The sequence below is a fragment of the Pseudomonas sp. RtIB026 genome (genome assembly GCF_016861355.2).
Lineage (GTDB): Bacteria > Pseudomonadota > Gammaproteobacteria > Pseudomonadales > Pseudomonadaceae > Aquipseudomonas > Aquipseudomonas peradeniyensis.
The window spans coordinates 3,939,647-3,959,571 of the sequence record NZ_AP023348.2; the positions used below are offsets into that span (position 1 = coordinate 3,939,647).

Below are 19,925 nucleotides of genomic sequence, written 5' to 3' on the forward strand. Positions count from 1 at the left end.
TCAAAAATCATCGGGAAACTTCACATGCATCATCGCAGTATTTCCTCCTACTACGTAACCTCGCTCGCCACTACCGCGGCGGTTCTGCTCGCTACTTCATCGCCAGCCTGGGCAGCCGCCGATAGCCGCGTGCAGCACTACGAAATTGCCCCGGCGTCGCTGGGCGCTGCGCTCAATCAACTGGGCCAGCAAGCCCACTTGTTGTTGTCGTTTCCCAATGAGTTGATTGCCGGGCGAAACAGCCCTGGCTTGAGTGGCGATTACACGGTCGACGGTGCTTTACAGGCGCTACTCGAGGGCAGCCAACTGATTGCGGTTCGCCAGCCGGATGGGCGATACACCCTCCAGCGCGCACCGGCCCCTGCCGCCCTGGAGCTGCAGAGCATTTCCATTTCGGGCAAGGCTCCCGGCTCGACTACAGAGGGTAGCGGGCTCTACACCACCTACTCATCCAGCAGCTCGACCCGTCTGAACCTGACCCCCAAGGAAACCCCGCAGTCACTGACCGTCATGACCCGCCAGCGCCTGAATGACCAGCGCCTGACCAATCTCAGCGATACCCTCGATGCCACACCGGGCATCATCGTGCTGCGCGACGGACAGGGTGCCGAATCCGACGGTTACTTCTCCCGAGGCTTCGAGATCCAGAACTTTGAAATCGATGGTGTGCCCACCGTCAAGCGCATGGACAATTACACCCAGAGCATGGCCATGTATGACCGTGTGGAGGTGGTGCGCGGTGCTACCGGCCTGATCAGCGGCCTGGGCAGCCCTTCGGCGACGATCAACCTGATCCGCAAGCGCCCGACCGCCGAGGCTCAGGCCAGCGTCACCGCTGAAGCCGGCAACTGGGACCGCTACGGTACCGGCTTTGATGTGTCCGGCCCGCTGACCGAAACCGGCAACGTACGCGGTCGCCTGGTCGCCGACTTCAAGACCGAGCAGTCCTGGATCGACCGCTACAAGCAGGACTCGCAACTGATCTACGGCATTACCGAGTTCGACCTGACCGAGGACACCCTGCTGACCCTGGGCTTCAGTTATCAACGCACGGACGTCGACTCCCCCATGCGCTCCGGCCTGCCGACCCGCTTCACCGACGGCTCTCGCACAAACCTCAAACGCTCGCTCAATTCAGCTCAGACCTGGTCATACAACGACCACGAACAAACAAGCTTCTTCACTTCCATCGAGCAGCAGTTCGCCAATGGCTGGAGCGGCAAGATCGAACTCACCCACTCCGAAAACAAGTTCGATGAAGTCTTCAACTACGTCAACGGCGGCCTCAACCCGGACGGAAGTGGCACCACGCAGTTGCCCGTGCGCTTCTCCGGTATCCCCCGCCAGAACAATATCGATGCCTACCTGACTGGCCCGTTCAGTATGTTGGGCCGCGAGCACGAGCTGATCGCCGGCGTGACCTTGTCCAACTACTACGAGAACGTGCCGAGCTACGGCGGGTGGAAGTACGACTATTCCGGCTCTCCGGCCGGCGCGATCGACAACCTGCTGAACTGGAACGGTGCCTCGGTGAAACCGCAATTCGACGTCACGGGTAAATCCACTGTCGACGAAACCCAATACGCCGCCTACCTCGCCACGCGCCTGCACGCCACCGACGATTTCAGTATCTTGCTGGGCAGCCGCGTGATCGACTGGCAGCGCGACATCGAGGATAAACCCTACAATGCTGAACATACCAAGACCAAGGAGTCGGAAACCGGCGTCTACATTCCGTATGCCGGCGTGGTGTATGACGTCAACGACACGTGGTCGCTGTATGCCAGCTATACGAAAATCTTCAATCCTCAGTCGTCCTGGGTTCGCGACATCAACAACAAGCCACTGGACCCGATGGAGGGCACCGGCTATGAAGTCGGTGTCAAGGGCAGCCACTTCGACGGCAAGCTGAACTCCAGCGTCGCGTTGTTCAAGATCGAGCAGGACAACCTGGCGATCTGGATCGATACCCCAGGCGGCAACACTTACAAGTCGGAACAGGGCACCACTACCAAGGGCGCTGAATTCACCCTGGACGGAGAACTGGCCGAAGGCTGGCAAGCCTCCGCCGGTTATGCCTACGCGGTCAGTACCGACGCTGACGACCAGCGTATCGTTACCACCCTACCCCGCCACAGTCTGAAGACCTTCACCAGCTATCGCCTGCCGGGCATTCTGGACAAGGTCACCATCGGCGGCGGTGTGAACTGGCAGAGCAAGACCGGTGCCGACCTGCACACCTTCACCCAGGGCAGCTACGCCGTCACCAACCTCCTGGCTCGCTACGACTTCAACCAGCATCTGAGTGCGTCAGTCAATCTGAACAACGTGTTCGACCGTGAATACCTCAGCTATGCCGGCGACCACGGTATGTACGGTGCCCCACGAAACATCATGACGGGTATCAAGTACACCTTCTGACGTTCGCACGCTACGGGCTGAGCCAGGGCCATCGGTTTCAATCCAGTATTAACGGCTGCAAAACCAAGGGCAATTTGCACGCCTGGAAATCGATGGCTCCGGCACTCGACACCTAGTTGCGCGGCGGTATGTTCAGCATACTGTCCTGCGCCACCCCGGAAGGATGTACAGGAATGCCTGCACCGAGCTTTCTCAGCACGACATAGAACACCGGCGTCAGGAACAAGCCGAACAACGTCACGCCAAGCATTCCGCAGAACACCGTGACGCCCGTGGCATGACGCACCTCGCTACCCGCACCGCTGCCGAGCAGAAGCGGTACGGCGCCAGCGATGAATGCCACCGAGGTCATCACGATCGGCCGCAGCCGCAACCGGCAGGCCTCCAAAGCGGCATCCACCGTGCCTCGCCCCTGCATTTCCAGCTCCCGGGCAAACTCGACGATCAGGATCGCGTTCTTGCAGGCCAGCCCCATGAGCACCACCAGGCCAACCTGGACGAACACGTTGTTGTCCCCACCGACCAGCCAGACGCCGCTCAGCGCCGCGAACATGCAGATGGGCACGATCAGGATGACCGCCAGCGGCAAGGTCCAGCTTTCATACAGCGCCGCCAGGACCAGGAAGGCGAGCATGACCGCGATTGGAAACACGATCGCCGCGGTATTGGCCTGGGTGACCTGCTGATAGCTCAGGTCCGTCCATTGCAGCTCTATGCCCCGTGGCAGCGTGCGGGCCGCGATCGCTTGCAGCTTGGCGATGACCTCGCCCGACGACATCACAGTCGGGTCGGCATCGCCGATCAGGTCTGCAGCGGGATAGCCGTTGTAGCGCATCACCGGATCCGGGCCGAAGGTCGGCACGATATCGACAACCGCGCCGATGGGGACCATGTCGCCCCGGCGGTTTCGCACATGCAGGTTACCGATGTCCTGCGCCGTCTGGCGCAAGCTCGAGTCGGCCTGGGCGACCACTCGATACACCCGGCCAAACAGGTTGAAGTCGTTCACGTAGACCGACCCGAGGTAGGTCTGCAAGGTCTCGAAGATGGCCGTCAGTTCCACGCCTTGAGCTTGCGCCTTGGTACGGTCGACCTTGACGTCAAGTTGCGGAATGTTGGACTGGTAGGAACTGACCGGGAAGGTCATGCCCGGGGTACTGGCAACCTCGCCCTGGAACCTGGCGAGCGCCTGCTGCAACGCGGCATAACCCAGCCCACCCCGGTCAGTGAGAAACAGCGAATAGCCGGAGCCGTTGCCCAACCCCTGGATCGGTGGCGGCAGCAACGCGTAGGCGGCACCGTCCTTGATCGCCGCGAACCTGGCGTTGAGCTCGGCGTTGATGTCCGCCGCGCTGCGCGTGCGTTCGGCAAAGGGCTTGAGCAGGACATACGCGGTCACCAGGTTCGGCGTGGTGGTGCTCTGCAGCGCATTCAGGCCGACATAGGAGTTGGCGTAATCGACGCCCTCCACGCTCGAGGCGATTGCCGACATCTGCCGGGCGACGGCCTCGGAGCGGGACAGCGACGCACCGGGTGGCAGTGTGGCCCCGGCAAACAGGTAGAGCTTGTCCTGATTGGGAATGAAACCACCCGGTATCGTCTTGAACAGCACCCCGGTAGCCCCCAGCAATGCGGCGTAGACCACGAACACCAGTCCTTTGCGCGGCAGCAACCGCGCAACGCTGCCTTCGTAACGTGCCGAGCTGCGATTGAAGAACCGATTGAACGGGCGCAACAGCCAGCCCAGGGTGTAATCCATCCCACGGGTCAACCGATCCCTGGGGCTGTCGTGATGACGCAGCAGCTTGGCCGCCAGGGCGGGCGAAAGGGTCAGCGAGTTGATCGTCGAAATCACCGTGGAAATGGCGATCGTGACCGCGAATTGCTTGTAGAACTGCCCCGTGACACCGCTCATGAATGCCATCGGGATGAACACGGCACACAGCACCAGGCCGATAGCGAGAATGGGGCCTGACACTTCACGCATGGCCTGGTGCGCCGCCTGGAGCGGCGCCAGGCCAAGCGCGATGTTGCGCTCGACGTTCTCCACCACGACGATCGCATCGTCCACCACGATACCGATGGCCAATACCATGCCGAACAAGGTAAGGGTATTGATCGAATAGCCGAGCAGGTAGAGAAACGCGAACGTGCCGACGATCGATACCGGCACGGCGATCAGCGGGATGATCGAGGCGCGCCAGGTCTGCAGGAACAGCACGACCACCAGCACGATCAGCACCATCGCTTCGAGCAAGGTATGCTGGACGGCGTTGATCGATTCACGGACGAACACCGTCGGATCCCAGACCGGGGTGTAGTGCACACCTTCGGGGAAATCCTTGGCCAACGCGTCGAGCTTCGCATACACCGTGTTGGCGACATCGATGGCGTTGGCCCCGGGCGTCAGGAAGATCCCGATGGCAACTTCCTGGTTCTTGCCGCGAAACACGCGCATCGTGTAGTCGCCCGAGTCCAGTTGCACGCGGGCGACATCGGCAAGGCGGGTGACCTGTCCGTCGCTCCCGCTCTTGAGGATGACATCGGCGAACTCCTGTTCAGTCTTCAGGCGGCCCTGGACGTTGATCGAGACCAGGAACTCCGTATCCCGCGGAGCAGGCTCGGCCCCCAGCTGGCCCGCGGAAACCTGCACGTTCTGCTGGCGGATCGCGCCGATCGCATCCTGAGCGGTGAGGCCACGGGCGGCCAACTTGTTCGGGTCGAGCCAGATGCGCATGGCGTAGTCGCCCGAACCGTAGAGCACGACGTCGCCGATGCCTTGGATGCGCGCCAGCTCATCCTTCACGTACAAGCGCAGATAGTTGCGCAGGTAGAGCGCATCGAACTGGTCGTTGTCGGAATACATGTCCACATACATCAGCGGCGTCGGTGACTGCTTTTGGGTGGTGATGCCATATTGGCGCACCGACTCCGGCAAACGCGACAGAGCCTGGCTGACACGGTTCTGAACGCGAACGGCAGCGGTGTCGGGGTCGACCTTCGAATTGAAGGTGACGACCACCTGCAGGGTGCCATCGGAGCTGGCCACGGACTTCATGTACACCATGTCCTCGACCCCGGTGATCGCCTCCTCCAGCGTAACGGCGACCGACTCGGCAATTTCCTTGGGGTTGGCGCCAGGATAGGTCGCTTTCACTACCACGGTGGGCGGCACCACTTGCGGGTACTCACCGACCGGCAACAGTGGCATGGCGATCAAGCCCGCAGCGAAAATAACGACCGACAGGACGATGGCGAAGATCGGCCTGTCGATGAAGAATCTAGAGAAATCCATGGTGGGAGCCTTTGCGGATCATCGTCCGTCATGACGGGTGCTGGAAACTTTCAGCTCATCGTTTTCAGGCGCGAGCACATTGGGCAGGACCGGGGTTCCCGAGGCATAGATCTGCTGCAGCCCGGAAACGATGACCTGCTCGTCCGAGGCCAGGCCCACCGTGATGACGCGTTGCTTGCCGAGCAGCCTGCCGGTCTCGACGTAGCGCTTTTCGGCCGTCTTCGCGCCGCTGAGCACATACACATACTGCTTGTCCTGGTCAGTCAGGATGGCCCGATCAGGTACCACGACGACTTGCACCGCCTCGCCTGGCGAGAACCGGACCTTGGCGAACAGGCCTGGGGTCAAGTGCCTGTCCGGGTTGCGCACGGTGGCGCGCGCGCGGATCGTGCCGGTCGCGGCGTCCACTTCGTTGTCCACGAACGTCAGCTCACCTTCGTACGCAAAGCCGTCGTCAGTCGCCAGGCCAATACGCACCGCGGCCTTCGCCGAGGTCGTGAGTGTTTTGCGGTAGTTCAGGTAACTGTGCTCATCGGGGTCGAAGTAGACATGGACCGGATCCTGCGACACGACCGAGGTCAGCACGGACTGATCCGCTACCGCGAGGTTGCCAACGGTCAGCCGAGCGCGGCTGGTACGGCCGTCGATGGGCGATCGAACCTCGGTGAACTCAAGGTTCAATGCCGCGGTGGCAACTGCAGATTCGGCGGCGTGTACCTCGGCAACGCCCTGCTCGTAGGCCGTGCGCCGCTGCTCGGCGAGTTCCTTCGAAACGGCGTTGGCGCTGATGAGCTTTTGCGCGCGCAGGTCTTGCTGCCTGGCAAACGCCAGCGAAACACGCGCCCGCTCCAGCTGGGCGCGCGCGCTGTCCAACGCGGCGCGGTAGGGACGCTGGTCGATGACGAAAAGCAGATCGCCCTTGCTGACCTCGCGCCCTTCGCCATAGGCCACCTTGGTGATGTATCCGCCCACCCGGGGAAGGATCGCCACCGACTCCATGGCTGCCACGCGACCATTGAAGCTGTCCCAATATCTGACGCTTCTGACCTTCGCGTTCACGACATCGACAGCGGCAGGGCTGGCGACGATCGACTCGGGTTCTTTGCTGCAACCGCTGGCAAGCAAGGCAGCGATGATGATTGCGGTAACGCTGACGGAAGGGGCGCGCACAGGGCTGTCCTTTCTAAATCGGTGAATGACGAGGGCGTTTGCAGGTCAATCTGCAGTCGTTGCATGGCTCGCCGGGATATCACCGGACGCCCTTTCCATTGACGGTTCTAAGGCCTCACGCTCACGTTGCTCACGCGCGGCGCGATCCTTGGCCTGTTGCGCAAACACCGCCTTGTTGTGATCGTGAAAGCGCTTCGCGGCCTGCGCCCCATCTTCGGCATGGGCGAACAACGGCAACGCCAGCGCAACGATTGCCGTGAAGTTGATGAGTGGGTTCATGTCGTTTCCTCGAATGGCGCGCGCAGAACGGCGCCAACTGAACTTCATCAGTTTGCAAACGGGATCTATGGAAATACCGGGTGGAACTCAGTCGGCGAGCAAGTGAAATGCCGAGCTCCAACGGGTGGGCTTACTGCGGTTGCATGGCGAAACCAACGCCAAAACGGTTCCAGGCGTTGATAGCCGCGATGACGAACGTCAACTCGGACAGTTCCTGCGGGTTGAACTGGGTGGCCACGGTTTCGTAGATCTCGTCGGGGGCATGCCGCTCGGCCACCAGGGTCAGTGTCTCGGCCCACAACAGGGCCGCACGCTCACGCGCATCGAAGAACGGCGTTTCCTTCCAGACACTGATGGCCATCAACCGCCGTGGGGTTTCTCCGGCTTTCAAAGCATCACTGGCGTGCATATCGATGCAGTAGGCGCAGCCGTTGATCTGCGAGGCGCGAATCCGTACCAGCTCACGCAACGCGGCGGGCAGGATCGATTGGGAGACCGCCTTTTCCAGGCCCATCATGGCTTTCATCGCTTGAGGGGCCGCTTCGTAGTAGTTGATGCGTTTGTTGCTCATGGGTGTTCTCCGACAGTTTGGCCACGACGTGCCGTGGCATGGGCGTACTGTAGGAAAAGCAAATACTCGGATAAACTAGGTTGAATCGTTTTGTTTTTACGGAAATACGGACAATGGCTTTGGACCGTTTGGAGGCCATGCGCGCGTTCTGCCGTATCGTCGAGGTAGGCAGTTTCAGCGGCGCAGCAGAGTCGCTGGGCTTGGCCAAGACAACGATCTCAGGGCAGCTGCAGGCGCTGGAAGCGCTGCTGGGGATCAAGCTTCTGCACCGCACCACCCGCAAGGTCTCCCCGACTACAGAAGGCGCCGCGTACTACGCCCGGGCGCGCGCGGTCATCGACGACGTAGACGAACTGGAGGCCTCGGTATCCCAGAGCCGCAACGTCGTGCGCGGCCGGGTGCGCATCGAGATGCCGTCACCGGTCGGGATATTGTTCATCGTGCCGGCGCTGCCCGATTTCACCGCCAGGTTCCCGGAGATTCATCTCGACATCGGCTGCAGCGAGCGCGTCGTGGACCTTGTCCAGGAGGGCGTCGACTGCGCGATTCGTGGTGGCGTGGTCGCAGACCAGGACCTGGTCTGCCGCCCGATAGGCCAGATGCGCTTCTGCTTTTGCGCCTCACCCTCCTACCTGGCGGCGGCAGAGCCGATCCAGACGCCTGTGGACTTGCCACGACACAAGCACCTAGGCTTCAAGTTTCCCGCCACGGACAGGCGATACGTCCCGACCCTTACCCGCGGAACCGAGCACTTCACCCTGGATCATCCGCCAAGCATGTACTTCAACAACGGCAGCGCCACGGCCGCCGCCACGGTCGCCGGCCTGGGCGTCGCATTCCTGCCCAGGGCGGAGGCCGAGCCTCACTTCAGAAGTGGCGCCCTGGTCGAGGTCCTGCCGCACTGGCAGATGGCGAGCATGCCCCTGTCCATCGTCTATCCCTACACGCGGCATTTGTCGGCGAGAGTAAGAGCGTTCGCCGACTGGGTGACTGCGTTGATGGCGAGCGATCCCCTGTGGTCGCAGTTTGAAAAAGCATCGTAAGCAGCCGGTTTCGAGTGGTCGAACAGCGTTATGGCTGACCATCACCACCGCCTGAGACCGACCTCGAGCAACGCCGCAATGATAAACGGCCCCTTCTTCTCCAGGTACTCAGCCATACCGCCGGTGTTGGTAGCCTCCAGCTCGATCTTGAGGTCTTGGTATCGCTGCCGGAGAGAGGCGTCGTTCCTGAGCAGATCCCTGAACGTCAGCATCTGGATGACTGAATCGTGACCACACCTACAAATGTGGATCTTGTGGGTGCGAACCTCGCCAACATTGCGACGGTAGAAATGGTGTCCTGGCGACAGGTCACTGCCGCGTACATACCCCAGGCTGAGCAACACCTGGTCTCGGGCTGCTGCATTGCGATGCTCTGAAACCTCGATCAGCACATCGATCTCGGGCTTGGCTGCAAGTTGCGGGACAGCCGTGCTGCCCACATGGTGGATGGCGAGAAGTTCATCACCGAATGCCGAAGCGAGCAGCACTTTGTCCGCCTCGTACCGCTGCGGCCATTCAGGGTTGTAGGTCGTGATCTTGCTGGTCAGCGCCATGGGCCATCCTTGGGAAAGTTAAAACGTTCTGATGCGCCTTCAAGGCAGACGCCTGCCGCCGATCAACCGAGATAGAGTCTCTAGTGGCCTTGTACAGCCTGATCAGACTGCGCGCCCAGAGTCGCGAGAAAAACCTCGGTATCCCGATTCGACCGCAGGCAGACCACACGACACTCCGACGGCGCCGTCGCCACGAATCGTTTGATCGCCTCTCGAGACGAGGTTTTCGTCCGCCACATGAACCTGAAAAACTCCGGCAGGTTGGCCAGCAGTTCCGGGCAGTCGTCCGGCAGGTCGGGTCGAGAGCGACCGCGGTTCAGCGCCGTTCTGAGGAGCACGCGCCAGAATCGAAGCGGCGCCGAACGATCGATCCATATCAGCATGTCAGCGCGGGCCAGCCGGTTTTTCCATGTGGTCGAATGCCCGCCTTCGAAGATCCAGCACTCACGGGCCTCGACCTCATGGCAAAGACGCGTCTTCTCGTCACGGCTGCGTTCGACCCACCCAGGCTGCCAGTGAATCGTGTCGATATGCACGACCGGCAGCCCTGTGCGCTCGCCCAGCTTGCGCGCCAGGGTACTTTTCCCAGACCCTGGCTGACCAATGATCATCACCCGTTGCATTGAAGCTCCCTCTCACCATGCCTGCTGAATTTTGGGCGCGCGATTCTACGGCAATCAGCGACGCGGTCAACTGCATGCGTACTTGCAAGGGCATCGGTACAACACGGGTGAAGCGCCACCCCAGGCCTTTGATCAATATTGGTAGCGCAAGGTAACCGCAAAATTGCGAGGATCACCGTAGTACAGGCCACCGAAGTTGTTCGAAGTCGGCAACGACTGGTAGTACGTCTTGTCCAGCACGTTGTTGAGGTTGTACTGCACACTGAACTGTTGGTTGATCTGGTAATGGGCATGCAGGTTGAGCAAGGCGTAGCCACCCTGTTCAATCGTGTACCCGGTCACATCGGCGGCGGTGCGGCTCTGGGCATACACATCACCGCCCACACGCCATTGGTCCAGGACACCGGGCAATCGGTAGTCTGTCGACACCTTGAGCAGGCGCCGCGGGATCTTGCGATAGTAATCCGAGCCTTTGCTACCGCCGGCCACATACTCCGGATCACTGTAGGTGTAGCCCGCGCTGACGTTCCAGTTCTCCAATGGCTCGCCTGAAATCTCCAGCTCGAAGCCGCGGTTACGCACTTTTGCGCCGGCTTCATAGCACTTGCTCGTACCGGTCACGCCGCAGGTGGGCGACACCGACAGTGCCTCGGGCATGTTTTCCAGGTTGGTCTGGAAAATCGCCAGGGAGGTGTTCAGGCGACCGTCGAAGTACTCACCCTTGATACCGGTTTCGTAGTTCTCGCCTTCGATCGGATCAAGCAGGGTATTGCCGACACCATAGTAACTCTGTGTCTTGTAGATCTCGGTGTAGCTGGCATACCAGGTGTGGTGTTTGTCCAGGTCCAGTACCAACCCCGCGTAGGGCACCAGCCGGCCATTCTCGCGGTATTGATCATTGGTATAGGGGCTGCCCACCTTGTAGTCCGACCAACTCACCCGCGTGCCGAGGATCAGACTAAGGTCATCAGTGAGGCTGAAGCGCGAGGCGCCGTACAGGCCACGCTCCTTGCGCGTGTAGTTGTAGTCCGCGCCGATGGCATTGAGGATGGGGCTGGGCAGCGCACTGTAGTCGAAGTCGGTGATGTTGATCGTCGGGTTGTTGGTGGCACTCTTGATCACCGCGTCGAACTGGTCCTGGCGCGTGTTGGCCCCAAGCATCAGCTGATGTTTGCGCCCGAACAGCTCGAAGGGGCCGGTCGCGTAGAGATCCAGCGCAAACTGGGTGTCTTCGTAGTCGGCCTGGGAGACGGTCATCCGATAGTTGTCACCCGATACCCGGTTCGGATACGCGGAGAGAAAGTCGGCGTCCGACCAGATCGCGTTCATGGCCAGGGTCACCTTCCACTCGTTGTCGAAGGTGTGCGTGACATCGCTGAACAGCGTGTAGTTGTTGCGATCCAGATGGGCCCACTTGCCGTTGAGGTTGGTGGAACGCGAAAGCGGATAGAAAGAGCCGTTACTGCGGGTATTCAAGCCGCCCCAGTCATAGCCGTTCTGGTTGTCCTTCTGGATCGTGGCGCCGACCGTCAGCACGGTGGCGTCGTCAAGATCCGCTTCCCCGACCAGGTAGAGCAACTGGTTGTCGCGCCCGGAGCTGTCCTTGTAGCTGTTGGCGTTGTTGTAATAGGCCACCGCACGGCCGCGCACATTGCCCGTTGAGGTCAATGGCCCGGACACATCCACCTGGCTACGATAATTGTCCCAGGAGCCCGCGCCCAGCTCCGCGCCCAGGCGAAAGTCCTGGGTCGGTCGCTTGCGCACCAGGTTGATTGCCGCCGACGGATTACCTGTCCCCTGCAGCAAGCCATTGGCCCCGCGTACGACTTCGACGCGGTCATAGATCGCCATGTTCGAAGTGGACATGACGTCCATCGAGTAGTTTTCCGAGATATTGGTCGGAATACCGTCGTATTGCAGATCGCTGATCTCGAAGCCGCGCGAGTAATAGGTAGAGCGGTCAGTGCCGATCTTGGTGAGGGTGATGCCGGTCGCCGTGCGCGCGACATCGTCCAGGTTCTGAATGTTCTGGTCGTCCATCTTCTTGCGGGTGATCACCGTCACCGATTGCGGTGTTTCGCGCAGGCTCAGGGCGAGCCTGGTCGCCGTATTGGTTGACCCCGTGGTGTAGGATCCGCTGCCCTCGGTCGTCGCGCCGAGCACCTTGCCGGAAATGGTGGTCGCCCCGAGCTCCAGCGCATCTGTAACCGGCGATGCCTGCAGGAGTTGATAACCATCCTGGGTTGGGCTCGCCACCAGCCCCGAGCCCAGCAACGCCTGGGCAAAACCGCCTTCGATGGTGAAGCTGCCTCGAACGCCCGGGCTGCTCAAACCTTGCACCTGGCGGGACTCGAACGAGATGGGGGCGCCGCTGGCCTGGGCGTAACGACTGAGTACTTCACCCAATGGGCCGGCAGCGATGTCATATCGCTGCACGATCTGCTCGGCCAAGGCGCTGGCAGGCAGCACCAGCGGTGCCGCACAAAGGGCCAGGCGCACGGCCAGGCAGAGGCTGCGCGAGGTGGAACGCGGCAGCGCTCGAATCGGCGAGTTCATGTTTTCGATACTCCTGATGGTGTTGGCCATGGGAGGACGGGCGAAAATCGAAAACACGAAATGATTATTGAAATTATTTACTCACCACATCGGGTTTCAGGGTCACCCTGGTTATCCAGGGGGTGTACTGGCTGACCTCGATCGGCAAGGTGCGTTGCAACAGCCGCATCGCCTGGCGTGGATCGTCCAGCGGCAGCATGACCGTGACCCGCAGGCCTGCGAGGGCTTCATGGTCGGCCCACAGCACACCGGGATAATGGCGCGACAAACGCGCGAGCACATCGCTCAACGGCTGGTCGTCTGCCAGCAGCTGGTGCTTGCGCCACGCCTGCTCAAGGGGTTCTGCCTGCACCTGCTCTACCTTGCCAGGGCCTTCGGCGCTCAGGCGCACGCGTTGGTTGGCGGTCAGGTGCAATGATTGCCCGGCACTGCTGATGGCGGTGGTCGACTCGAACATGACCACCTGCGTCGAGTCGTCCTGTCGCTCCACCGTGAAACGCGTGCCAAGGGCCTGCACACGCCCATGCGCCGTGACCACCACGAACGGGCGAGGATCCTTGGCGACATCGACCAGGACTTCGCCGCGCAGCAGTTCGATCCTGCGTTCGCCAGCGTCGAAGTGCACATCCACTGCCGAGCCCGCGTCCAGGTGGATCTGGCTGTCATCGTCGAGTCGGTGATCGAGCCAATCCCCTGCCGAGGTGCTCAGGTCCGCCAGCAGGTAGCCCTGTTGCCAATAGGTCGTTGCAGCCCACGCCATTGGCACCAGGGCGATCGCCAAGGCCAGTGCCTGAACCTTGTGGCTCAGGGCTTTGCGCGGTGCGTGGCGCAGGGCCGTGACGGCCGCGTGGCGGGGAAGCTGTTGCAGCGAACCCAGACACCCCTGCAAGCGGGCGACCGCCGCGCCATGCTCGGGCGACTCGGCCAGCCAAGCCTGGAATGCTGCCTGCAAGTGCTCATCGGCCTGGTTGTCGAGCAGCACCAGCCATTGCGCCGCTGCGCGCAGGACGGGATCGGCCGTCGTCTCTGCCATCAGCTCATCCCCATGGCGGCATCGCACGCCAGCATGGCTTCGACCAGGTCGGCCTGCACGGTCCTCACCGAGATGCCGTGATGGCGTGCAATGTCATCCTGGGACCAGCCTTCAAGGTGACGCAGGATGAAGGTCTCCCGGACCCTCGCCTTCATGCGTGACAACGCCCGGTCGATACGTTCGAGCAGCTCGATGGCCTGCAGGATCTGTTCGGGAGAAAACGCCTGATCCATGTGCTCGATACTGCGCTCGAGCTCCTCTCTGTAGGCCTGTTCCAGCCGCAAGCGGCGACCGTTGTCGATCAGGATACGACGCGCGATGGTGGCCAGGAACGCTCGAGGTTCACGAGGCGGATCGTAGTGCCCGGCCGTGAGTACACGGTAAAAGGTGTCCTGGGCAAAATCCGAGGCCTGGTGAGGACATTGCAGGCGACGGCGCAGCCACGTCACCAACCAGTGATGGTGCCCTGCATACAGTTCGCCAATTGGGTCGGATGAGGTGGATCGCGGTTTGTCCATGAAAACGGGCAATAAATGAGAATGAATCTAAATTAGCATTTTTGCTTCGCCCTCGCCATGGCCTTGTCGACGACAGCTGTGGGTCGATGACGGCCCCTGGTGACCGGCTGCTCTCGCCCCATAGCTGCCATTCACCAAGGGCAGGAACCGGCCAGAAGCGGTCGCTTGAAAAAGGTAAAAAGATAATTCTTTTCGTCCTCAACGCTTGCCTCTAAGGTGTGAGGCGTTGCGACACCGTGGTTCAACGCGCTGACGATGCCTTGGGTCTGCATGGCCGCATAGTCAAACACTCCTGCAACACCATGGAATGACTAGATGCACCCATCGCTAAAACAAGCGCTCGACATCATTAATATCGAGCGCAACGTAGCTGAATACACCCAGGCGTTTTACGCGGTGCATGACGTGGTAAGCGTATTTGGCGAGCTTGACCTAGCCAATCGCCTCTTCGCAGAAATACCCCGAACAGTGCCCGAAGAGCTGATGGCCGAACTTTTCAATTTGTTGGCTTGGCAAACAAACGATAACGGTGCGGCAATGACGCGTGAGGTCGAGACGTGGCTCAGAGAACAGCAAGATCCGCGCAAGCTTACGATTGCCATGAGCCTGGATGTATATCCATTTCCAGATGCCCAGGAAATGCATCAGGTATTGTCCACGCTGGCTGTGGCTATCCCAGAAGTGGCGACTATGTGCCAAACGCTTATGACGTCACGAAAGGCTAGAACACAGAGTCAAGTATGACGGAAGGCACTGGGGCCGCTTTGGGTCGAAAACGGCCGCTCGTGAGCTCCCGCTTCCGACTCAAAGCGCACATCGATTCAAGGCTCTTTAGTCGATACCGGCCTCATCGCCTGCAACGTCAACTCAGATCCAGACGTCATTCACCGCAGTTCGCTCCCCTCCTTCATGACCGGTATTCAGAACGCCTCGCGGCTCGATCATCATCAGTTTCGTTTCCGCCTGGGCCGCTGTTCTGTGCTCTACACCACGCGGCACGACATACAGCTCACCCGGCTGCACATACACGCTGCCCTCTGGCAGATCGATACGCAAGGTGCCTTCAAGCACCAGGAACGCTTCATCCGTCTCCGGGTGCGAGTGCCAGATGAATTCCCCTTCGATGCGCACGACCTTGAATTGGTAGTCGTTCATTTCCGCGACCACCCTTGGGCTCCACTGCTGCTCGATCAGTGCAGCCTTCTGAGCCAGGTTCACAGGTTGCGATGCGCGTTGAGGGTGTAAGTCGGTCATGACAGATCCTCTGTAGTTAGAGTGACCAGGCTACCGAAGAGAAAGCAGGCGTCTCTTGTACGATCCTGCAAGTCAGCGGGCAGGCCGCAAGCGTTCCAACCAGCGCAGGGGCGGCACGCCGTAGGTGCGAGTGAAATGTCGGGTCATGTGGCTCTGGTCGTGAAAGCCTGCAGCGAGGGCGGCATCGACCAGGGTGAAGCCTTCCAGGATCAGCCTGCGAAAACAGTCCAGGCGTCGTAGCGTGACAAAACGGTATGGGCTGGTGCCGTAAAGGGCCCGGAAGTCCCGTGACAAGCTCCATTGCTCACGCCCGCTGGCCTGCTCGAGCATTTCCAGTGTGATGCCGTGGTTAAGGTGCTCCATGATGAACGCCCTGGCGCGCTCGGCCGAGCGGTAGTCCAGGCGTTTGCGGCCGCGGGGCTTGCCGCCGACTGCACGCAGCGCCATGGCCAGGTCATAGATGGCGTCCTGCTCCTCCAGTGTTTCCAGCGGATGCTCCAGTGCCTGCACGAAGGCCTCGCTGGCGCGATAGAGGCGCGGGTCGCTGGACAGCCCGCCGGCAATGAACGGCAACGGTTCGCCGCCGAGCACGTTCTGGATCAGCGAAGGATCGATGTAGGCCATCCGGTAGCGAAAGCCGATATCCGTGCCGGCCATGCCGTCATGGAGTTCGTCCGGGTGCAGCACCAGGGTGTTGCCCGGCACGCCGTGGCACAGCGCCCCTTTGTAGTGAAAGCTCTGTACGCCGGCAAGGGTACGGCCTATCGAGTAGGTATCGTGCCGATGGGGGTCGTAGCCATGGCCGCCAATCCACGCCTCGATGCGCTCCACGCTACCAGGCGTGGCGCTGCGTATGACCCAATCAGCGGAGGACGGGTTTGCTTTTCGTTCCATGGATAAGCTTGTAGTGCGCAATGTTGGATGGGGATGGCCCATCCTATTTCAGGATTGCGCGGAGACCCAATCCATTTCCGCTGAATGTCCGCTATGGGTCGAAAGCGGTCATCCGGGAACGGCTGCTATCGACCCATGGCGGTCCTACGCTGAGAGCAGCAAACAGCCAGAGGTGAACCGCCGTAATAGACTCGTGCATCTATGAAAACAACCGAGCGCTTCTGGCCGATAGGCACTTATGTTGAAGGACCGCTATGGATTGGATAGCGACGGTCATGCTTCAACCGTCGCCGCACCGCTTCAGATCTCAGTCTGCTCCGCCATCCCCAAGGCGTCATCGACCTCAATGCCCGCAGGAAAACGCACACACCAGCTATCGAACCTGCACCCAATAATGGCACTATGACACCAATTAGGGAAAGCAGCATCCGGTACACGACGTAACCGAATGTCATGCGTACAGGAATAAGGGAATATGGCTTCGATTCAGGTGGATGGTGAGGACAAGACCGCAAAGATCAGCGACTGGGCGATTCGCTGGAGCGAAAAGTTCGAAGCACTGGAACTGACCTGTCATTTCCCCTCAAGTAAAAAATACACCCGCCCGCTCAGTAACTGCCGCGTGTCACCTTCCCGCGAGTTGAGCAATGTACTGCTGACCAAACCTGGCAGCACGATCGTCAAACCCATCGACAAAGCAGTGATCTACGGCGAGCGATATGCCGTGGTGCACTATCCGGGCGGCACCAGGCCCTATGTCCACAAGATGGACGGCATCGTCTTCACCGCCCCTACCTCGATCAAGGACACGCCGGTCTTCGATTACTTCACTACGGTTGCGAATGCCCGACACGCTCAAGCGCAGTCGAAGGCTGATCGTGACATAGCCAGCAACGTCGTGACTCAGCTTGGAAAACTGCCCGCTATCGCCAGCACTGCCTTGCAAGCCTATTGCACCGGACGCAACGGCACGCTCGCCCCAGGTCAGGGGCTCATTTATCCGTTCGGGCTGAACGAAACCCAGTACCAGGCCGTCGAGCGGGCATTCAGCGCGCAAATCAGCGTGATCGAAGGCCCACCGGGAACCGGCAAGACCCAGACCATCCTCAACATCCTCGCCAATATCCTGTTGCGCGGGCAGACGGTGGCGGTACTGTCCAACAACAATGCGGCCGTGGCAAACGTCTACGAAAAGCTGGAGAAATGCGGCCTGGGCTACCTGGTCGCCAAGCTTGGCAACAAGGAAAACCGCGAAGCCTTCTTCGACGACCTGCCTGTATGGCCCTCCAGCCCACCCGGGCCGGCACCGTCCCTGGAAGAGATCCAGGGCTTGCTGACCCGCCTGAAGCAGCATCTGCACGACCACAACCGGGCAGCACAACTGCAGATCGAACTGGACGAGCTGATCATCGAGCGGCGCTACCTGCAGCAGTGGCAGGCAGAAAACGGTGTGCAGGCCACAGGCTCGTTGGACAAGTACCGGCTGACCCCACGCAAGACTGCCGACCTCATGGCCTACCTGGCGCACCTGGGCGAGCAGCGCGTGAAGCTCAAGGACCGCATCGAGCTGCTGTTCCAATTCAGAGTCTTTCGCACCAAGCCGTTCGCCGAGGGCGAGGCGCGCATGGCCGCGTTCCATGCCCTGCAGATGCATTACTACGACAAGTCGCTGCAGGATAAGGAAACCGAGCTGCGGGCGTGCCGTGAATCCTTGGCGCGCGCAAATTTCACGGCGTTGCTCAAAGAGCTGACAACCGCATCGATGCAGCATCTGAAGCAGCATCTGCAAGGCCAGGTTCCGCCGCGAGACAGCTTCGATGTCAAGACCTACCGCAAGGACTTTGATGCCTTCGTGCAGCGTTTCCCTATCCTGGGCAGCGGCACGCACTCGATCGTCAACTCGATCGCGCCGGGGGCGATCCTCGACTACGTGATCATCGACGAAGCTTCCTTGCAGGACATCGTGCCGGGCATCCTGCCGCTGGGCTGCGCCAAGAACCTGATCGTCGTCGGCGACAACCGCCAGTTACCGCACATCCCCGTGAAACTGGGGCTGCAGGCGCCGGCCGAGGCCTACGACTGCGAGCACTACAGCCTGCTGGATTCGTGCATTGCCGTATTCCAGGACGCACTGCCAAGGACGTTGCTGAAGGAGCATTACCGCTGCCACCCCAGGATCATCCAGTTCTGCAACCAGCAGTTCTATGACAACGCACTGGTGCCGATGACCGTGGACAACGGCGAGGAGCCCCTGCGCCTGGTGGTGACCGCCAAGGGCAACCACACACGCAAGAACACCAACCTTCGGGAGCTGGATTCCTTGCTGAAGGTGCTCGAAGACGAGGGACAATCTGTTGCAGTGGACGGTGAAGGCCGCGGTTACATCGCCCCATTCCGGGCACAGGTCAGCCTCTGCGACAAGCACCTGCCGGCGGACTTCGTCAAAGACACGGTGCACAAGTTCCAGGGGCGCGAGTGCGACGAGATCGTCTTTTCCACCGTGCTGGACAAGAAGCGCTACAACCAGACGCAAGGACGCCTGGATTTCGTCGACGACCCGCGCATGATCAATGTGGCAGTATCGCGGGCCAAACATCGCTTCACCCTGGTGACCGGTGACGAGGTGTTCACCGAGAACAATGGCCACATCGCCGCGCTGATCCGCTACATCAGCTATTACGCACAGGACGAGCAGATCGTGCGTGCGCCAGTGGTGTCGGCATTCGACTTGTTGTACCGCGAGTACGACCAGTCCCTGGAACGCCTGAACGCCCGTCTGCGGCCCGAGGATTCACGCTACAAGTCCGAGCAGATCGTGGCGCAGTTGCTGCGCGAAGCGCTCTCGGCCCCGGCGTGCCATGCGTTGACGTTCCACACGCAGATCCAGCTGGATATGCTCGCATCGCCGAGCAAGCCCGAGTGGACGCAAACCCAGCGGGCGTTCATGAAGCGCGCCAGTTGCGACTTCGTCATCTATTTCAAAGTGGGCAAGACCCCGGTTGGGGTGATCGAGGTCGATGGCGGGTATCACGACCACCCCGTGCAGGCCGCTCGGGACGCCAGGAAGAATGAGATTCTGGCTGCCAGTGGCCTTCCCATTCTGCGGCTGCGGACGGTGGAGAGTGGTATTGAGCGCAGAATTGCCGAGTTTCTGGCGCAGTGGGCCAGGCCTGCTCTGGACGCATAGGTAACACTGGACAGTTGCACTGGCGAAGCGGTGCTATCCGGCACGTTGCCTGCTTCGCGGGTAAACCTGCTCCCACAAAGATCATAGCGGCCCTCCCCGGTTGCTTTGGCCCATTGCAGCCGTTCGGCGTGTCGCTACGGCCACCCATAAGTGAGAATTGATGTTTACGTGCCCATGCTGCGGATATGCAGTCTTCGAGGAACCCCCAGGGTCATACGACATCTGCCCAATTTGTTTCTGGGAGGATGACGTGTTCCAGCTCTACTACCCTCACCAGGAGGGTGGCCCGAATAGATGTAGTTTGATTGAGGCGCAGGTGAACTTCGTCCAATTCGGTGCCTGCGAACGAAGCATGTCAAAGAATGTGCGAGAGCCTAACAATAGCGATGTACGTGATCACGAGTGGTTCCCGCTCTGGGCTCGCCGAGTTGCCATTCCAGACCCTGACTCCGACAACCAACCCTCTCAGCACATGCAGTCGAATTGCGACCTCTACTACTGGCTGCGAACCTAGGCTGCTTTGAAGC

The 19,925-nt window shown here is 60.6% G+C and carries 16 protein-coding genes; 5 read left to right on the top strand and 11 right to left on the bottom strand.

The window, feature by feature from the left end; translation table 11 throughout:
* Positions 1 to 24 precede the first annotated feature (24 nt).
* The gene (locus PRtIB026_RS17605) at positions 25 to 2,421 is read left to right on the top strand and encodes a TonB-dependent siderophore receptor (protein ID WP_203652504.1); all 2,397 of its coding nucleotides are present in this window, start codon (positions 25 to 27) and stop codon (positions 2,419 to 2,421) included.
* A gap of 112 nt (positions 2,422 to 2,533) precedes the next feature.
* On the opposite strand, the gene PRtIB026_RS17610 is transcribed toward PRtIB026_RS17605, so the two are convergent.
* The 4 genes from PRtIB026_RS17610 to PRtIB026_RS17625 form a co-directional block, all read right to left on the bottom strand.
* Positions 2,534 to 5,716, bottom strand: a complete 3,183-nt coding sequence (locus tag PRtIB026_RS17610) for an efflux RND transporter permease subunit (protein WP_203652503.1) — start codon at positions 5,714 to 5,716, stop codon at positions 2,534 to 2,536.
* A gap of 18 nt (positions 5,717 to 5,734) precedes the next feature.
* Positions 5,735 to 6,886, bottom strand: coding sequence for an efflux RND transporter periplasmic adaptor subunit (locus tag PRtIB026_RS17615; RefSeq protein WP_203652502.1), 1,152 nt, complete (start codon positions 6,884 to 6,886; stop codon positions 5,735 to 5,737).
* 45 nt (positions 6,887 to 6,931) lie between these two features.
* Entirely contained in the window at positions 6,932 to 7,165 is a 234-nt protein-coding gene (locus PRtIB026_RS17620; protein ID WP_203652501.1) for a hypothetical protein, read from the bottom strand.
* A 130-nt stretch (positions 7,166 to 7,295) separates the two neighbouring features.
* Positions 7,296 to 7,736 carry a carboxymuconolactone decarboxylase family protein gene (locus tag PRtIB026_RS17625; protein ID WP_110737666.1) on the bottom strand — a complete coding sequence of 147 codons (441 nt, stop codon included), beginning with the start codon at positions 7,734 to 7,736 and terminating at the stop codon, positions 7,296 to 7,298.
* Between the two features lie 113 nt (positions 7,737 to 7,849).
* Between PRtIB026_RS17625 and PRtIB026_RS17630 the strand changes: the two genes are divergently transcribed.
* Positions 7,850 to 8,779, top strand: coding sequence for a LysR family transcriptional regulator (locus PRtIB026_RS17630; protein ID WP_203652500.1), 930 nt, complete (start codon positions 7,850 to 7,852; stop codon positions 8,777 to 8,779).
* 41 nt (positions 8,780 to 8,820) lie between these two features.
* Here the strand turns inward: PRtIB026_RS17630 and PRtIB026_RS17635 are convergent, their stop codons facing one another.
* From PRtIB026_RS17635 to PRtIB026_RS17655, 5 genes are all read right to left on the bottom strand, one after another.
* On the bottom strand, positions 8,821 to 9,333 hold the full coding sequence (locus tag PRtIB026_RS17635; RefSeq protein ID WP_203652499.1) for a GrpB family protein: 513 nt from the start codon (positions 9,331 to 9,333) through the stop codon (positions 8,821 to 8,823).
* Positions 9,334 to 9,413: 80 nt separating this feature from the next.
* Positions 9,414 to 9,956: an AAA family ATPase gene (locus PRtIB026_RS17640; protein WP_203652498.1), complete on the bottom strand. Its 543-nt coding sequence runs from the start codon at positions 9,954 to 9,956 to the stop codon at positions 9,414 to 9,416.
* Between the two features lie 132 nt (positions 9,957 to 10,088).
* On the bottom strand, positions 10,089 to 12,512 hold the full coding sequence (locus PRtIB026_RS17645) for a TonB-dependent siderophore receptor (protein ID WP_203652497.1): 2,424 nt from the start codon (positions 12,510 to 12,512) through the stop codon (positions 10,089 to 10,091).
* Between the two features lie 73 nt (positions 12,513 to 12,585).
* Positions 12,586 to 13,545 carry a FecR family protein gene (locus PRtIB026_RS17650; protein ID WP_203652496.1) on the bottom strand — a complete coding sequence of 320 codons (960 nt, stop codon included), beginning with the start codon at positions 13,543 to 13,545 and terminating at the stop codon, positions 12,586 to 12,588.
* On the bottom strand, positions 13,545 to 14,063 hold the full coding sequence (locus PRtIB026_RS17655; RefSeq protein ID WP_110737654.1) for a sigma-70 family RNA polymerase sigma factor: 519 nt from the start codon (positions 14,061 to 14,063) through the stop codon (positions 13,545 to 13,547). Before PRtIB026_RS17655 ends, PRtIB026_RS17650 begins: the two co-directional genes overlap by 1 nt.
* A gap of 315 nt (positions 14,064 to 14,378) precedes the next feature.
* On the opposite strand from PRtIB026_RS17655, the gene PRtIB026_RS17660 reads away from it, so the two are divergent.
* A complete protein-coding gene (locus tag PRtIB026_RS17660; RefSeq protein ID WP_203652495.1) occupies positions 14,379 to 14,807 on the top strand; it encodes a hypothetical protein in 429 nt (142 codons plus the stop codon).
* Positions 14,808 to 14,930: 123 nt separating this feature from the next.
* Here the strand turns inward: PRtIB026_RS17660 and PRtIB026_RS17665 are convergent, their stop codons facing one another.
* The gene (locus PRtIB026_RS17665; RefSeq protein ID WP_203652494.1) at positions 14,931 to 15,317 is read right to left on the bottom strand and encodes a cupin domain-containing protein; all 387 of its coding nucleotides are present in this window, start codon (positions 15,315 to 15,317) and stop codon (positions 14,931 to 14,933) included.
* A 72-nt stretch (positions 15,318 to 15,389) separates the two neighbouring features.
* Positions 15,390 to 16,211, bottom strand: a complete 822-nt coding sequence (locus PRtIB026_RS17670) for an AraC family transcriptional regulator (RefSeq protein ID WP_203652493.1) — start codon at positions 16,209 to 16,211, stop codon at positions 15,390 to 15,392.
* Positions 16,212 to 16,686: 475 nt separating this feature from the next.
* Here PRtIB026_RS17670 and PRtIB026_RS17675 point away from each other — a divergent pair, with 475 nt between their 5' ends.
* Entirely contained in the window at positions 16,687 to 19,398 is a 2,712-nt protein-coding gene (locus PRtIB026_RS17675; protein ID WP_203652492.1) for an AAA domain-containing protein, read from the top strand.
* A gap of 160 nt (positions 19,399 to 19,558) precedes the next feature.
* Positions 19,559 to 19,912 (top strand): CPCC family cysteine-rich protein, encoded by a 354-nt coding sequence (locus tag PRtIB026_RS17680; protein WP_203652491.1) that lies wholly within the window; start codon positions 19,559 to 19,561, stop codon positions 19,910 to 19,912.
* Positions 19,913 to 19,925: the final 13 nt, after the last annotated feature.

Excerpts from the sequence above, each read along its gene's own strand:
- PRtIB026_RS17605 (WP_203652504.1), top strand. The coding sequence starts at position 25 with ATGCATCATCGCAGTATTTCCTCCTACTACGTAACCTCGCTCGCCACT.
- PRtIB026_RS17610 (WP_203652503.1), bottom strand. The coding sequence starts at position 5,716 with ATGGATTTCTCTAGATTCTTCATCGACAGGCCGATCTTCGCCATCGTC.
- PRtIB026_RS17620 (WP_203652501.1), bottom strand. The coding sequence starts at position 7,165 with ATGAACCCACTCATCAACTTCACGGCAATCGTTGCGCTGGCGTTGCCG.
- PRtIB026_RS17625 (WP_110737666.1), bottom strand. The coding sequence starts at position 7,736 with ATGAGCAACAAACGCATCAACTACTACGAAGCGGCCCCTCAAGCGATG.
- PRtIB026_RS17630 (WP_203652500.1), top strand. The coding sequence starts at position 7,850 with ATGGCTTTGGACCGTTTGGAGGCCATGCGCGCGTTCTGCCGTATCGTC.
- PRtIB026_RS17635 (WP_203652499.1), bottom strand. The coding sequence starts at position 9,333 with ATGGCGCTGACCAGCAAGATCACGACCTACAACCCTGAATGGCCGCAG.
- PRtIB026_RS17640 (WP_203652498.1), bottom strand. The coding sequence starts at position 9,956 with ATGCAACGGGTGATGATCATTGGTCAGCCAGGGTCTGGGAAAAGTACC.
- PRtIB026_RS17645 (WP_203652497.1), bottom strand. The coding sequence starts at position 12,512 with ATGAACTCGCCGATTCGAGCGCTGCCGCGTTCCACCTCGCGCAGCCTC.
- PRtIB026_RS17650 (WP_203652496.1), bottom strand. The coding sequence starts at position 13,545 with ATGGCAGAGACGACGGCCGATCCCGTCCTGCGCGCAGCGGCGCAATGG.
- PRtIB026_RS17655 (WP_110737654.1), bottom strand. The coding sequence starts at position 14,063 with ATGGACAAACCGCGATCCACCTCATCCGACCCAATTGGCGAACTGTAT.
- PRtIB026_RS17660 (WP_203652495.1), top strand. The coding sequence starts at position 14,379 with ATGCACCCATCGCTAAAACAAGCGCTCGACATCATTAATATCGAGCGC.
- PRtIB026_RS17665 (WP_203652494.1), bottom strand. The coding sequence starts at position 15,317 with ATGACCGACTTACACCCTCAACGCGCATCGCAACCTGTGAACCTGGCT.
- PRtIB026_RS17670 (WP_203652493.1), bottom strand. The coding sequence starts at position 16,211 with ATGGAACGAAAAGCAAACCCGTCCTCCGCTGATTGGGTCATACGCAGC.
- PRtIB026_RS17675 (WP_203652492.1), top strand. The coding sequence starts at position 16,687 with ATGGCTTCGATTCAGGTGGATGGTGAGGACAAGACCGCAAAGATCAGC.
- PRtIB026_RS17680 (WP_203652491.1), top strand. The coding sequence starts at position 19,559 with ATGTTTACGTGCCCATGCTGCGGATATGCAGTCTTCGAGGAACCCCCA.